This is a genomic window from Chitinophaga rupis, from assembly GCF_900109685.1.
GTDB classification, from domain to species: Bacteria; Bacteroidota; Bacteroidia; order Chitinophagales; family Chitinophagaceae; genus Chitinophaga; species Chitinophaga rupis.
Window position 1 is genome coordinate 784430 of the sequence record NZ_FOBB01000003.1, and the last position, 15236, is coordinate 799665.

Sequence of the window (15236 nt, forward strand, 5' to 3'; positions counted from 1 at the left end):
ACAAGTTGTTAAAAAAAATAAAAAATCCTCCCGGGTACAGGAGGATTTTTTATTACCGGGAAAATAATCCCTTAAATAAGGCCGGTATTATCTTAACAGGTCTATTACTTCTTCACGGGTTTTACCCAGCTTCTTCTGCAGGTTACCTATTAACCGGTCTTCCTGGCCTTCTTCATATAACAGGTCATCATCTGTAAGATCTGCATATTGCTGTTTTAAACGGCCTTTAATATCATTCCATGTTCCTTTGATCTGTAACGTATCCATAACATTCTGATTTATGTGAACAATTAGGTTATACAGGAATGAAAATCCAAAGACTATGCCAGCCGTACCTGTATGCGGGTAGTAAAGGTTTGCTCCCCGCCCGGCGGCAGCTGCTGCAAATGCATGCCGTTATTAAAGGTATTGGGTGGAGCACTGAGGTTTTCTATGGCAATACTGTGGCGGTGCGGCGGTATGTACACCTGCAGAACGGGATAATTGTGATCCGGGTAAAAGTCAATGGCTATGCGCTGCTGCGGATCAAATAAGGTACATAATGGGCCGGGTTGTGTGAAATGCAGCAGAAAGGAATTATCCAGCTGCACACCTTTCAGCAGTTGAGGCCGCAAATAATCTTTACAGGGTAATAATTGACCAGTGGGTACCAGCTGCTCATTAAATTCCACTATTTGTTGCGATGCAAACTGTAGCTCCAATGCATCCACCGGGGTGCCGGTAGTAAAATAGGGATGCCAGCCGTCCATTACAGGTATGGCCGTGCCCGCATGATTAATGAGCGTAGTACTAATAGATAAGGTATAGTTAGACTGCAGGCTGTACCGCACCCGGCAGTCATATGCAAAGGGATAACCGGGATCTGTGCCTTTATAGCTATACTGCAGTACCAGGGCGGCTTCCCGCTCATTGGTAATGGTTTCCAATACGGTAAATGCTGCATCATATAACAAACCATGAATGGCATGGCCGGAAGGCGCTAAGCGGCTAAGCTGGTAAGCCTCATCCTGCCATTTATATTGCCCGTATGGAATGCGGCAGGCATAAGGGCTGAGCTTTACGCCTTTGAAACTTTTGGTAAGCTGTTGCTGCTGCTCTTCCAGGTTTTTATAATTATCTATTATGTTCAGGGGTTGCCCGTTATGCGGAATGGTAAAGGCATGCAGGGCGGCGCCCAGGGAAGGGATTATTTCTACCTGTGTATTATTTGCGGTATCCTGCAGGGCAACAATGTCAAAACCATTTTGCTGAAAAGTGTGAATATGAAATGCCATGTAATTCAAAATGTAGCCGAATTTACCCAAACTGGTACATATCTTTATATATTGTTAAAAATTTGCTGAATCTATGTCCGAAACAAAACCTGAAGTTTGGTTACGCGGCCCGATAGATGGGGTACCGGCATTATTACAACCGGTAGCGCATGCCTTGTTACAGGCACAGGAAGAGATACATGTACTGCTGCAGGACTTCCCTGCTGATAAGCTGTGGGAGCGGCCTGCAGGTGTAGCTTCTGTAGGTTTTCACCTGCAGCACCTTACCGGTATGCTGGACCGCCTGTTTACCTACGCCAACGGGCAAACGCTTTCCAAACAACAGCTGCAATACTTAATAGCAGAAGGCGCTGCCAATGAAAATATAACAGCCGCACATTTACTGCATGCATTTGATATGCAGGTAACCCATGTGCTCACCATCTTAAAAAATACAGACGAAAAAACTTTAACAGAAGCAAGAACGGTTGGGCGCAGCCAGCTGCCCTCTACCCTGCTGGGCTTAATGTTCCATGCGGCAGAGCATACCATGCGGCATACCGGCCAGCTGCTGGTAACGGTAAGGGTTATACTATCATAAATAAACGGGTTCGCCCAGCGCGGGTATTAACATGGCTGCTGCAAGCCCATTGGCCCCGGCGGCCTGCTGCAGCTGCTGCACCGGGTAGTACAACGGTTCATCAGACAGGTCAAAGGTGCCATAGTGCATGGGAATAAGCCGTGCAGCCTGCAGGTCTTTAAAAGCCAGTAAGGCATCTGTGGGAGATTGATGATTTACATGCATGAACCATTCCGGCTCATAAGCGCCAATGCCTAATAACGCATAACTGAATGGGCCAAAAACCTGCGAAGCCAGCTTGTAGTGCCCGTTATAACCACTATCCCCGCCAAAGTAAATACTGGTTTGCCCACTCTTAATCACAAAGCCACCCCATAAATGTTTGTTGGTATCAAATGCGCCCCGCTTAGCCCAATGCCGGGCAGGTACAAAATATACAGCCAGGCCGCTTTCATTGGTTTGGTATTGCTGGTACCAGCCGGCGGTTTGCATACGTACATTTTGGCCCCATCCTTTTAGCAAGGCATCCATATGTAAACCGGTAAGCACCTGTATCTGCGGGTTATTGGCGAATACTGTTCCCAAACTTTGTTTATCACAATGGTCCCTGTGATCGTGGGACAAGAGCAGATAATGAATACCTTTTAACAGCTGCGGATCAAGCGGGAAAGGAGACACCCGTTTGTTGAACAAAATGTTGCCAAAAACAGGATCTGTAAGAAAAACAGTTTTATGTAAACGGATGTAAAACGTGCAGTGCCCCAGCCATACAATGCAATCCTGCTCATTATTGAGCCAGGAAAGATCCGTACTGATGTTGGGCTGATAGCGGGTACGTTTCTCCTGCTTAAAAGGATTTTTTTGCAGCTGCCATTTAAGCACTTCCCACAGCGTTGTTATGTAAGGGTGCTCTATGTTCCGGAACCTGCCGCGATCATCTACCGGCGTGCCCTGCCAGTCCGGCGAGGGCGGTATTGTATTTAAAAGCGGGTTACTCAGGTAAGGCATGTTATTAAAATTACTGCATTCCCTGCAGCCATTCCGCATAAATTTCCTGGTACTGTGCCTGCCCTGCGTCCGGCTCTACGGTTGCAATACATTCCATTCCCTTAAACGCATCTTCCAGGGAATAACAACCGGCGCCTACACCGGCTGCACGGGCAGCACCCTGCGCACCATCAGTATTATACAACTCTATTACTACGTTTAATGTGTTGGCAAATACCTGGCGGAACAAGGGGCTCAGGAACATATTGGCATGGCCTGCCCTTACGCGCTGAATGTTCATTTGCATCTGCGTCATAATATCCACTCCGTAACGCAGCGCAAACACAATACCTTCCTGTGCGGCACGCAGCAGGTGCTCTTTATGGTGAATATTAAACTGCAGGTTCTTAACAGATGCACCGCTATCAACATTAGCCAGGATACGTTCTGCACCATTACCAAAAGGATAAATGCGCAGTCCGTCTGCACCTACAGGGGCTTTGCCGGCCAGGATATTCATTTCGTTATACGGCAGGTTGCCGGTCATGCTTCTGAGCCAGCTGTTTAAAATGCCGGTACCGTTCAGGCACATGAGCACACCATTACGTATATCTGTTTCCGTATTATTCACATGTACAAAAGTATTCACGCGGCTTTGCTCATCATACGCGATCTGGTCATGCACGGCGTACACTACACCGGATGTACCGGCTGTGGTGGCGGCTTCCCCGGGTTGTAACACATTCAGGGAAAATGCATTGTTGGGCTGATCGCCGGCGCGGTAAGTAACCGGTATACCAGGCGCCAGGCCCAGTAGTTTGGCAGCAGCTTCCGTAAGCTTGCCCTGCAAACCAAATGTGGGTACAATGTTGGACAACAGGGAGCGGTCTATTTTATAATAGTCCAGCAGTGACTGTGCTATACCATTCCCCGCAAAATCCCAGAAAATACCTTCTGAAAGGCCGGATACGGTGGTGCAGGCTTCGCCGGTGAGACGCATGGCTATGAAATCGCCGGGCAGCATGATCTTGTGAATGCGCTCATACAGCTTAGGCTCGTTTTCCTGCACCCAGTGCAGCTTGGAAGCCGTGAAGTTACCGGGTGAGTTCAGCAAATGTTCCAGGCAATACTCGTGCCCCAGCTGTGCAAATGCTTTGTTACCGATATTCACCGCACGGCTGTCGCACCAGATAATAGAAGGGCGCAGTACCTGCTGGTCTTTATCCACACATACCAAACCATGCATCTGGTAAGCAATACCAATACCGGCTACGGTATGGCCGTCAAACGGCTGCTGCTTTTGCAGCAAATGGGTAGCGTGCTGCACCTCCTGCCACCAGCGTTCGGGATCCTGCTCTGCCCAACCGGCCTGCGGCGCCTGCATGGGCATTTCCTGTGCCGGGCTGGTGGCTGTAGCTACACAAATACCGCTGTCAGCATCCAGCAAAGCGGCTTTTACAGAAGAGGAACCTATATCGTAACCAAGTAAATACATGCGTGAGAATTAAGAAGTAGGAAGAAAGAAGTAGGATGTATGAAACAGCGCGGCGCCAGATCTTACATCCTACTTGCTATTATCAGTTTATAATAACTATTACCAGAATACTGTGTATAAGGCGGCCAGGATACCACATACCAAAATAGCGCCTACGGCAAATGTACCGGATGTTTTGAACATGGAACCATCTACTTCCAGGCCTTTCGGGTTGTTCTTGCTCTTAGGATCCAGTAAGGTCATTACCACCATAATGGCCACGATCACTACAAAGATCCAGCCCATACGATCCAGGAAAGGCATTGACGGCATAGTGAATTTAATAACGATGGATAAGGGAATGGACAACAGCGCACCGGTTAATGCTGCGGCTGAAGTAGTCCGCTTCCAGAAGAAGCCCAGTATGAAGATGGCAAATACACCCGGTGAAATGAACCCGGTATATTCCTGGATGTACTGGAAGCCCTGATCCAGGTTGCTGAGCTGCGGCGCTACCACCACGCCGATAATGCAGGCTACGATGATGGCTATACGCCCTACATTCACCAGCTGCTGCTCTGTTGCATCTTTCTTGAAATAATGACGGTAAATATCCAGCGTAAAAATAGTGCTGATACTATTGGCCTTACCAGCTAGGGAAGCCACGATAGCCGCGGTTAAGGCTGCAAATGACAACCCTTTTAAACCTACAGGCAGCAAATTCAATAATACGGGATAGGCATGATCCGGTTTAATAACGCCGGCAGCATCGGTCATTTCTGACTGGAACACACCGTTCTTATATAATACGTAAGCTGCAATACCGGGCAGCACTACGATCACAGGCATTAACAGTTTCAGGAAAGCGGCAAACAGGATGCCTCCGCGGGCGGTTTTCAGATCCGCACCTAATGCACGCTGTGTAATGTACTGGTTACAGCCCCAGTAGTTCAGGTTCACGATCCACATACCACCGATCAATACGGCAATACCAGGCAATTCATTATAGTGCGGGTTAGATTTGTCGAAGATCATGTGAAAATGTTCAGGCGCCAGCTTACGCAGCATGCCTACACCAGCCATCACCCCATCACCGCCAAAATGGTTGGCTACCAGGTTCAGCGCCAGGTAAGTAGTGGCCAGGCCTCCCAGGATCAGGAAAAATACCTGGATCACATCCGTATACCCGATCACCTTCATACCACCCAGTGTAATGAACACTGCAAAAATGGCGAGCCCCCAAACGCAGGTGGTGAAGCTGAAACCTGAAATGGTTTGCACTGCCAGCGCGCCCAGGTACAGGATGGATGTAAGGTTCACGAAGATGTACAGCAAGAGCCAGAACACCGCCATTACAGTAGCCACCCGGTTATCATACCGCTGGGAAAGGAATTGCGGCATGGTGTAGATCTTATTTTTTAGATATACCGGTATAAAAAAGATGGCAACGATCACCAGCGTGGCGGCAGCCATCCATTCATAGGTAGATATTGCCAGGCCCATGGCAAAACCGGAGCCGGACATACCAATAAATTGTTCTGCGGAAATATTAGAGGCGATCAATGATGCACCAATGGCCCACCAGGTCAGTGATCCCTCTGCCAGGAAGAAATCTTTTGTATCAGCGGTGCTCTTCTTTTTCTTTCTATAGATGTAAAATCCATAACCGGCTACGATAAAAAAATACACCAGGAACACGGCGTAATCGAGGAACTGTAGACTCTTTTGCATAAATGGTTTAACGTGGTAATTGAATAATTCTTATCCATATACCGGGTTGGTGATCGATAAAAAAGCGGATGAATATAGTAAAGAAAGCTGAAAGCGCAAAGTTGAAAGCGCAAAGCTCCGAAATTGATACGTATTGCCTGAATGCTGAGATGATTTGAGTACCCTTTGTGTTCATGCATTAAGCTTTGCGCTTTATGCTTCCCCCAGCATCATTTGCGCCAGCTGCTGCGCTACCTCGCTGCCGATAGCTACTCCCATACCGCCCATGCGCACACCCAGGAAAACGCGGCTGCTAAAGGGTTTAAGCAGGGGTTGCTTGCTGGCGCCAAAGGCCATAATACCCGCCCAGCGGCCGGCAATAGTAAAGGAGCGGCCCGGGAGGATAATGGTACGCAGCTTTTCTTCCAGCACCTGTTGTATACGATCATTCAGCTCAAAAGCCGTGGTAGTTTCCCCGGTAAAGTCCAGGTTGCGGCCACCGCCAAATAATACCCGGCCTTCCAGCTCGCGGAAATAAAAATAGCCCTCATCCATATGAAAAATACCTTTAAAGGGCAGGCCGGGAACCGGGTCTGTAATAAGTACCTGCCCACGGCCCGGCTGCAGGTCCAGCTGGGGCAGCAGAGCCTGGGTAAAGGCATTGGTGCAAATGGCGAGCTTGCCGGTATGGAACACAATTTCTTCCTGTGGGTTGGTTTGCTGCGTTATAACGTGAACGCCTGTGGGTGTTTCTTCCATACGCACCGCGGTGCAGCCGGTTTTTATCTCCACCCCTTTGGCAATAGCCAGGTCTATAAGGGCGCGCATCATATGGCCGGTATGCAGCTCCCCTTCATAATTGTTTTGTACCAATGCTTGTGTAAAGCTGTCATCAAATCCGAAAGATGCTATTTTTTCATTCACCAGGGTAAAAGCATTACCGCCTAGTACGGGCTGCAGCAGGGCATTCACTGCATCCAGCTGTTCCAGCGCCGGTAATTCCCGGGTGCTGATCAATTCATAGCTGCCTTGCTCCCGGTAATGAATATGCTCATCGCCCAGGCGCTGGCGCAGCATGTGCAGGCCTTTGCGGCGCATGGCTACCAAAGCAGTAACCTCCGCAGGGGAAAGGGTTTGCAGATCAGCTAATATTTCCGTGAGGCTGCCAATACAGGCAAAACCGGCATTTTTAGTACTGGCACCGGTGGGCAACAATGCCCGTTCCAGCACCAGCACACGGGCCTGCGGCTGCTGTTCCTTAATGCTGATAGCAGCAGACAGGCCCACTATACCGCTGCCTAATACAATGTAGTGATAGTGGAGAAGGCTTTGTTTTTCCCAGTAGCTTAGCATAAAAAAAGGTCCATGGTCCATAGTCGATGGTCCATTGCCTGCTGCGTAATGCTGTTACTTACGCAAAATGCTATGGACCATGGACTATGGACAAATTTAAGGTATCAGCACCACCTTACCATTAATATGATGGGTTTCCAGTGCCTGGTGGGCTTTGGCTACTTCGCGCAGGGGAAAGCTGGCATCCACCTTTATCTGTAGCTTACCGCTGGCCATGAGGGATGCTACCTGCTCCATACGCCCGCCGCTGGGCCGTACGCTCATCCACACTACCCGCACACCCTTTTCTTTGGCTTTGGCCAGCACTGCCGGATCATTTTTAAACATAGAAGGTAATGATACCATTATACCGCCGGGCTTAAGCACATCCAGGGAGCGCAGGGCGGTTTCCCCGCCCATAGCATCCAGCACCACATCTACAGGCGCTATGTTCTTTTCAAAGTGCTGATCGTGGTAATCAATGCTCTCATTTACACCCAGCTCTTTCAGATAAGCATGATTTTGTGCAGAGGCGGTGCCAATGATATATGTTTCCGTATTACGCGCCAGCTGCACGGCGATATGCCCTACCCCGCCTGCTGCTGCATGTATAAGGATCCGCTGGCCAGGCTGCAGCTGCGCATGATCATACAGGGCTTCCCAGGCGGTGAGGGTTACCAGGGGTGCAGCACCGGCTACATCATCTGTAATATTATCGGGCACACGGGCAAACTCCTCCTCTTCTACTATGGCAAATTGTGCATAGGCATTTGCAGGATTGGGGAAGTGGCTGAGGCCAAATACCCGGTCGCCGGGGCTGAACTTGTGGGCACCCTGGCCGGTATCTACGATCTGGCCGGCTATGTCCCAGCCCAGTATGGCGGGTAGTGTAAAGTATTGTGCCTGTCCTTTGCCGGCGCGTGTTTTATAATCTACCGGGTTAATACCGGCGGCTTTTACTTTTACCAGCAGCTGGCCTGCAGCCGGCCGTGGTATGGGGATCTCTGTTATCTCGAAAGTGTTGGCGTCGCCAAACTGTGGTAATGTAGCTGCTTGCATGATTCCGTTTTTTTTATGCTGAATGCGGAACGCTTAACGCAGAACGCTGCGGGCGGTATGTGTTAAGCGTGCGCTTTAATTATCGCTCAATTATTCTGCCATTTTGCTAATAACGCACATTAGCGCCGGTTACGTATACCGTTGAGCATAAAGCTAAAAGCAGAAAGCACAAAGCAGTGTATGATCCCAGCGCTTTGTGCTTTCTGCCTTATGCTTTCAGCTTGTTACACCAGGTAACCGAACAGGTTATCGTCTTCGTTCAGTGCGGTATAATGCAGGTTATACTTGCGGAAGTTGGCTATCAGCGTATCATAATCCTCACGGTTCTTCAGCTCTATGCCTACCAGCGCGGGGCCGGTTTCCTTATTATGTTTCTGTATAAATTCAAAGCGGGTAATATCGTCGTTGGGGCCCAGTATATTGTTCAGAAAATCCCTGAGCGCGCCGGGCCTTTGGGCAAAACGTACAATAAAGTAATGTTTCAGCCCTTCGTATAAGAGGGAACGTTCTTTTATTTCCTGCATGCGGTCTATATCATTATTGCCGCCGCTTACAATACAGACTACGCGTTTGCCTTTTATTTCATTGGCAAAATCGTCCAGCGCGGCTATAGATAAGGCGCCGGCCGGTTCTACCACAATAGCGTCCTCATTATACAGCTGCAGGATGGCGGAGCATACTTTACCTTCTGCCACCAGGTGCATTTTGTCCAATACCTCTTTGCAGATCTCAAAAGGAAGGTTGCCTACCCTTTTTACGGCAGCGCCGTCTACAAAGCGGTCAATTTCGGTTAGGGTAACAGGGGCGCCGTTTTCCAGCGCGCGTAACATTGATGGCGCGCCTTTGGGCTCTACCCCTACAATGGTTGTTTTAGGACTGTATGTTTTAAAATAAGTGCCTACCCCCGCTGCCAGCCCGCCGCCGCCAATGGGTATAAACAGGTAATCTACCTGCGGCTGATCTTCCAGGATCTCTACGGCTACGGTGCCCTGCCCTTCAATGATCAGGGGATCATCAAAAGGAGGTATGAACGTCATGCCTTGTTGTTTGGTAAAGGCCTGCGCTTCAAATGCGCAATCATCAAACGTATCGCCTACCAGCTGAATGCGGATGTGATCACCGCCAAACATTTTCACCTGGTTCACCTTTTGTTTGGGTGTGATGATGGGCATAAACACAACGCCCTGGATACCTAATAATTTACAGGAGTAAGCAAAGCCCTGTGCGTGGTTACCGGCACTGGCGCAGGTTACACCATTAGCCAGCTGCTCAGGTTTTAAACTGCTGATGAGGTTATAGGCGCCCCGCAGCTTATAGGAGCGTACGATCTGCATATCCTCCCGCTTCAGGTATACCTCACAGCCATAACGCCGGGATAAAGTGGCGCTATAGGTAAGCGGCGTACGGTTCACCACCGACTTTAGCCGCTCAGCAGCACGGAGGATGTTTAATGGTTGGGCAGATACTTCAGACATGTTGTAACTCACTTTTAGCATTACGAATTATCAATTACGAATTACGATCCCGCCGAAGCGGGGCATAAATGCCTTTGAAAAGACATTATGAATATGCATAATTAAAATGCAGCGATTGAACAAAGCGATTCAAAAAACCAGCTCAATCATCCGCCTTAATCAATTCGTAATTCGTAATTAAATAATTCGTAATTGAATATTAGGCGTTGTTCGGACGCAGCTTACGTACGGCTGCACCGGCCTGCCACATTTCACTTTCACGCAGTTCTTTCAGCTCTTCGTTCAGCTTTTCGCGGTAGTCCGGAGTGCTGTTGGAGGCGATAGAACGGGCGGCTTCTTTACCGGCTGCTACGCTGGCATACAGCTCTTCAAACACCGGCTGGGTGGCTGCCTTAAACTTCTTCCACCAATCCAGCGCACCGCGTTGGGCAGTAGTAGAACAGTTAGCATACATCCAGTCCATACCATTCTCTGCTACCAGCGGCATCAGGGATTGGGTGAGCTCTTCTACAGTTTCGTTGAAAGCTTCTGAAGGAGAGTGGCCGTTTTTGCGCAACACTTCATACTGAGCGGCAAAAATACCCTGTATACAACCCATCAGCGTACCGCGTTCGCCGGTAAGATCGCTATATACTTCTTTCTTAAAATCTGTCTGGAACAGGTAGCCGGAGCCTACGCCAATACCCAGTGCAATCACACGATCGCGAGCTTTGCCGGTGGCATCCTGGAAAATGGCGAAGCTGGAGTTCAGCCCCTGGCCTGCCAGGAACAGCCTGCGCAGGGAGGTACCTGAACCTTTAGGCGCTACCAGTATTACATCTACATCTGCCGGGGGAATGATGTTTGTTTGCTCTTTGTAGGTGATGCCAAAACCATGGGAAAAATACAATGCCTTACCGGGGGTGAGGTATTGCTTTAATGTAGGCCACAGGGTGATCTGGCCGGCATCAGACAGCAGGAACTGAATAATGGTGCCTTTCTGTGCAGCTTCTTCGATCTCGAACAGCGTTTTACCGGGTACCCAGCCATCTGCAATGGCTTTATCCCAGGTTTTAGAATCTTTACGCTGACCAATGATCACATTAAAACCATTGTCTTTAAGGTTCAATGCCTGGCCGGGGCCCTGCACGCCGTAACCGATAATAGCGATCGTTTCATTTTTCAGAACTTCTCTCGCTTTTTCCATGGGGAATTCTTCTCTGGTTACTACGTCTTCCAGTACCCCGCCAAAATTGATGGTTGCCATTGTTATTTCCGATTTTAGATTTTAGATTTATTAACGATGCGTTGTGAACAGCTTAGCTGTTTGTGGTTTTAAAGTTATCGGCTTCCTTACCGGCCAGCTCTTTCAGGTGATCGTGGAAACGGCGGCTCCATTTTACAATGGCTACCCGGCCGCTTTTGGAATACTCGATCAGCCCATAAGGTTCCAGCTTCTTAAGCATATCTATCAGCTCCTGTTGATGCCCGGTTTTTTCTATCACAAAATATTCTTCGGTGATAGTGAGGATACGGGCGTGGTTATCGCGGATCAGCTGCTCAATATTACCATTTTGCAGTGATTTGGTAGATATTTTATACAAGGCCAGCTCCTGGTACACCACTTCATCCTCTTCATGTACAAAGGCACGATGTATCTCTATGAGCTTTTCTATCTGGCCCACTACCTTGTCCAGCTTTTCGCGTTCAGACAGTACGGTGATGATGAACTTATATACACCGGGTATTTCCGTTTCAGCCGTGGTAAGGCTGGTGATGTTGATGCCGCGGCGGGTGAAGATAACGGTGATACGGTTAGTGATACCGATACGATCCTCCGTATATACCGTTACTGTATATTCTTTTTGCATGATTGTCTTAATGTGTTGGTGAAAAAGTGATGGATGAACCGGTACTACTCCAGGCGGATATCTGCAATAGATGCGCCAGAAGGTACCATCGGAAATACGTTGTCTTCCTGTTCCACCACTACTTCCAGCAGGTAAGCGCCTTTATGGTTCAGCATTTCATCAATGGCTGCACTAATATCAGCACGGTCTGTTACCTTTCTGCCGGGAATGTAAAACCCTTTGGCTATCTGCACAAAATCAGGGTTGATCATCTCCGTGGAAGAGTAGCGCTTATCAAAGAACAGCTGCTGCCACTGGCGCACCATGCCCAGGAAGTTGTTGTTCAGGATCACGATCTTCACCCCTATTTCCGACTGGTAAATGGTGCCCAGCTCCTGTAAGGTCATCTGGAAACAACCATCACCAATAATAGCTACCACCTCTTTTTCCGGTGCGCCCATTTTGGCGCCCATAGAGGCTGGCAGGGCAAAACCCATGGTACCCATACCACCGGAGGTGATGTTGGTATTAGGATCTTTAAAGCCATAGTAACGGGAAGCCACCATCTGGTGCTGGCCTACATCTGTTACCAGTACGGCATGGCCGCCGGTTTTTTCAGAGATGAGGCGAATTACTTCTGCCATTTTCAGCTGCCCTTCTGTGGGATATAATTCTTTCCTGGTTACTTTTTCTTCTTCCTTTTTATCTGCTTCGCGGAAGCTTTGCAACCACTCATCGTGCTTTTGTGCTTTTACTTTCGGCAGCAGGGCGGTTAATGCGGCCTTTGCATCGGCATGCACGGCAACATCTGCTTTAATGATCTTGTTGATCTCTGCAGCATCAATTTCTATGTGCAGCACCTTGGCCTGCGTGGCATAGCTACTAACGTCGCCGGTTATACGGTCATCAAAGCGCATACCTACGGCTATCAATACATCACACTCATTGGTGTTGATGTTAGGGCCATAGTTACCGTGCATACCCAGGTAACCTACATACAGCGGATGATCTACCGGTACGGCAGAGAGGCCCAGTAAAGTAGATGCAATGGGGATCTGCGCTTTTTCTGCCAGGGCTATCAGCTCTTTTTCCGCATTGGCAATTAACACGCCATGCCCGCACAGAATGTAAGGACGTTTAGCGCTGTTAATAAGTGCGGCTGCTTCCTCTACCTGCTCCGGCTGTAATTCAGGCACGGGGCGGTAGCTGCGGATGTAATCGCATTTCTTATACTGGAAATCGAATTTGGCAAATTGTGCATTCTTGGTAATATCTACCAGCACCGGGCCGGGACGGCCGTTAGCGGCTATATAAAATGCTTTTGCAATAGCGCCGGGAATATCTTCCGCGCGTGTTACCTGGATGTTCCATTTTGTGATAGGCATGGTAATACCTATTACATCGGTTTCCTGGAAAGCGTCGGTGCCCAGTAAGGAGGCTCCTACCTGGCCGGTAATACATACCATGGGGGTAGAATCCATATGTGCATCTGCAAGGCCGGTGACCAGATTGGTTGCGCCTGGTCCTGAAGTGGCAAACACCACACCTACTTTACCTGATGTACGCGCAAACCCCTGCGCAGCATGGGTAGCGCCCTGTTCGTGCCGGACCAGTATATGATGTACCTGGTCCTGGAAATCGTACAGCGCATCATAGATAGGCATGATAGCACCTCCAGGATAACCGAAAATGGTTTCCACTCCTTCTGCAATAAGGGAGCGGATCACCGCTTCTGCACCGGTAATGTTCAGTGCAGGCGCTGGTGAGGCTGTAACCCGTTTATCAGACGGTTCAGTCTTCATCGGTAACACATCCTTCTGTTGCATTTTTTACAAGTTTTGCGTATTTAAATAATATCCCGTTAGTGGCTTTTAAAGCGGGTTGTTTCCACTGGGCCCTGCGGGCTGCCAGTTCTTCATCGCTTACCTCAACATGTATCTTGTTGCTAACGGCGTCTATTTCTATTATATCATCGTCTTTTACCAGGGCTATGGTGCCGCCTTCAAAGGCTTCGGGCGTAATGTGCCCTACCACAAAGCCGTGGGTGCCGCCGGAGAAGCGGCCATCGGTGATCAGCGCCACGCTTTTACCCAAACCGGTGCCCATGATGGCGGAGGTGGGTTTCAGCATTTCAGGCATACCGGGTGCGCCTTTGGGCCCTACCTGGCGTATCACTACCACATCGCCTGACTTTACACGCCCGCTCTGAATGCCGGCTATCAGCTCAAACTCTCCATCAAACACACGGGCCGGGCCACGGAAACGTTCGCCTTCCTTACCGGTGATCTTTGCTACGGAGCCCAGCTCAGCCAGGTTACCATACAGGATCTGTATGTGGCCGGTGGCTTTCAGTGGCTTGTCCAGCGGGAAAATGATCTGCTGTTTTTCAAAGTCAATATCTGGTACGCTTTCCAGGTTCTCTGCTATTGTTTTACCGGTTACAGTAAGGCAATGTCCGTGCAGGCGTCCCTGTTTTAACAGGTATTTCATTACCAATGGTACACCGCCAATGTTGTGCAGGTCTTCCATCAGGTACTTACCGCTGGGCTTCAGATCGGCTATCAGTGGCGTTTTATCGCTGATGGCCTGGAAATCCTGCAGGGTAAGGTTAATACCTACGGAGCGTGCTATGGCAATGAGGTGCAGTACAGCATTGGTGCTGCCGCCCAGTACCATTACCACGGTAATAGCGTTTTCAAAAGCTTCGCGCGTCATAATATCGCGGGGCTTAATATCTTTTTCCAGCAGCAGGCGTATATACTTGCCCGCAGCCAGGCATTCTTCCTGTTTTTCCTTGCTGAGCGCAGGGTTTGAGGAGCTGTAAGGCAAGCTCATACCCAGGGCTTCTGCTGCACTGGATATGGTATTAGCAGTGTACATACCGCCGCAGGCGCCGGCGCCGGGGCAGGAGTTCTGTACAATGCCTTTAAAATCGGCTTCATCCAGCTGGCCCGCCATTTTCTGGCCCAGGGCTTCAAATGCAGAAATAATGTTCAGGTCCTGGCCTTTGTATTTACCGGGAGCAATAGTACCGCCGTATACCATAATGGCCGGGCGGTTCATACGGCCCATGGCCATCAGTGAGCCGGGCATGTTCTTATCGCATCCGGGAACGGCTATAAGGCCGTCATAATACTGTGCCCCGCAAACGGTTTCAATGGAATCTGCGATCAGATCGCGGCTTACCAGCGAATAGCGCATACCGGGTGTGCCATTGCTGATACCATCGCTTACGCCTATAGTATTAAAGATAAGCCCTACCAGGTCCTGCGCCCATACACCCTTTTTTACTTCCTTGGCCAGGTCGTTCAGGTGCATGTTACAGTTGTTACCATCATAACCCATGCTTACAATACCCACCTGCGCTTTTTTCAGGTCCTCTTCTGTTAAGCCTATTGCATACAACTGGGCTTGTGCGGCCGGTTGCGTAGGGTCTTGCGTGATCGTTTTACTATATTTATTCAGTTCCATTGCCGTTGAATTACCTAGTTTCCAGTTTTACAAGAAAAAATAAGCCCGTATCCCGCCCCAGAGCGG

Annotated in this window: 13 protein-coding genes; 1 reads left to right on the plus strand and 12 read right to left on the minus strand. The window is 49.3% G+C overall.

From position 1 onward, the window contains the following. Positions 1-87: 87 nt before the first annotated feature. Both BMZ54_RS16280 and BMZ54_RS16285 read right to left on the minus strand, forming a co-directional pair. The gene (locus tag BMZ54_RS16280; RefSeq protein ID WP_089913767.1) at positions 88-267 is read right to left on the minus strand and encodes a CsbD family protein; all 180 of its coding nucleotides are present in this window, start codon (positions 265-267) and stop codon (positions 88-90) included. A 53-nt stretch (positions 268-320) separates the two neighbouring features. Beyond that, positions 321-1274: an aldose 1-epimerase gene (locus tag BMZ54_RS16285; protein WP_143081032.1), complete on the minus strand. Its 954-nt coding sequence runs from the start codon at positions 1272-1274 to the stop codon at positions 321-323. Between the two features lie 73 nt (positions 1275-1347). On the opposite strand from BMZ54_RS16285, the gene BMZ54_RS16290 reads away from it, so the two are divergent. Further along, positions 1348-1854, plus strand: a complete 507-nt coding sequence (locus tag BMZ54_RS16290) for a DinB family protein (protein ID WP_089913773.1) — start codon at positions 1348-1350, stop codon at positions 1852-1854. Here the strand turns inward: BMZ54_RS16290 and BMZ54_RS16295 are convergent. The 10 genes from BMZ54_RS16295 to ilvD all read right to left on the minus strand — a co-directional run bounded on the left by BMZ54_RS16295 (position 1849) and on the right by ilvD (position 15170). Next, positions 1849-2841 carry an MBL fold metallo-hydrolase gene (locus tag BMZ54_RS16295; RefSeq protein ID WP_162277561.1) on the minus strand — a complete coding sequence of 331 codons (993 nt, stop codon included), beginning with the start codon at positions 2839-2841 and terminating at the stop codon, positions 1849-1851. The genes BMZ54_RS16290 and BMZ54_RS16295 overlap by 6 nt on opposite strands. A 10-nt stretch (positions 2842-2851) precedes the next feature. Next, positions 2852-4315 (minus strand): xylulokinase, encoded by a 1464-nt coding sequence (locus tag BMZ54_RS16300; protein ID WP_089913779.1) that lies wholly within the window; start codon positions 4313-4315, stop codon positions 2852-2854. 99 nt (positions 4316-4414) lie between these two features. Further along, positions 4415-6025 carry a sodium/sugar symporter gene (locus tag BMZ54_RS16305; RefSeq protein WP_089913783.1) on the minus strand — a complete coding sequence of 537 codons (1611 nt, stop codon included), beginning with the start codon at positions 6023-6025 and terminating at the stop codon, positions 4415-4417. 192 nt (positions 6026-6217) lie between these two features. After that, positions 6218-7378: an NAD(P)/FAD-dependent oxidoreductase gene (locus tag BMZ54_RS16310; protein WP_238386597.1), complete on the minus strand. Its 1161-nt coding sequence runs from the start codon at positions 7376-7378 to the stop codon at positions 6218-6220. Positions 7379-7453: 75 nt separating this feature from the next. Beyond that, positions 7454-8395: an NADP-dependent oxidoreductase gene (locus tag BMZ54_RS16315; RefSeq protein WP_089913786.1), complete on the minus strand. Its 942-nt coding sequence runs from the start codon at positions 8393-8395 to the stop codon at positions 7454-7456. A gap of 224 nt (positions 8396-8619) precedes the next feature. Beyond that, positions 8620-9870, minus strand: a complete 1251-nt coding sequence (gene ilvA, locus BMZ54_RS16320; protein WP_089913789.1) for a threonine ammonia-lyase — start codon at positions 9868-9870, stop codon at positions 8620-8622. Between the two features lie 199 nt (positions 9871-10069). Continuing rightward, on the minus strand, positions 10070-11116 hold the full coding sequence (gene ilvC, locus BMZ54_RS16325; protein ID WP_089913792.1) for a ketol-acid reductoisomerase: 1047 nt from the start codon (positions 11114-11116) through the stop codon (positions 10070-10072). A gap of 52 nt (positions 11117-11168) precedes the next feature. Then, positions 11169-11720, minus strand: coding sequence for an acetolactate synthase small subunit (ilvN, locus tag BMZ54_RS16330; RefSeq protein WP_089913795.1), 552 nt, complete (start codon positions 11718-11720; stop codon positions 11169-11171). A gap of 44 nt (positions 11721-11764) precedes the next feature. Next, positions 11765-13525 carry a biosynthetic-type acetolactate synthase large subunit gene (ilvB, locus tag BMZ54_RS16335; RefSeq protein ID WP_317043251.1) on the minus strand — a complete coding sequence of 587 codons (1761 nt, stop codon included), beginning with the start codon at positions 13523-13525 and terminating at the stop codon, positions 11765-11767. Further along, positions 13491-15170, minus strand: a complete 1680-nt coding sequence (gene ilvD, locus BMZ54_RS16340) for a dihydroxy-acid dehydratase (protein WP_089913800.1) — start codon at positions 15168-15170, stop codon at positions 13491-13493. Before ilvD ends, ilvB begins: the two co-directional genes overlap by 35 nt. Positions 15171-15236: the final 66 nt, after the last annotated feature.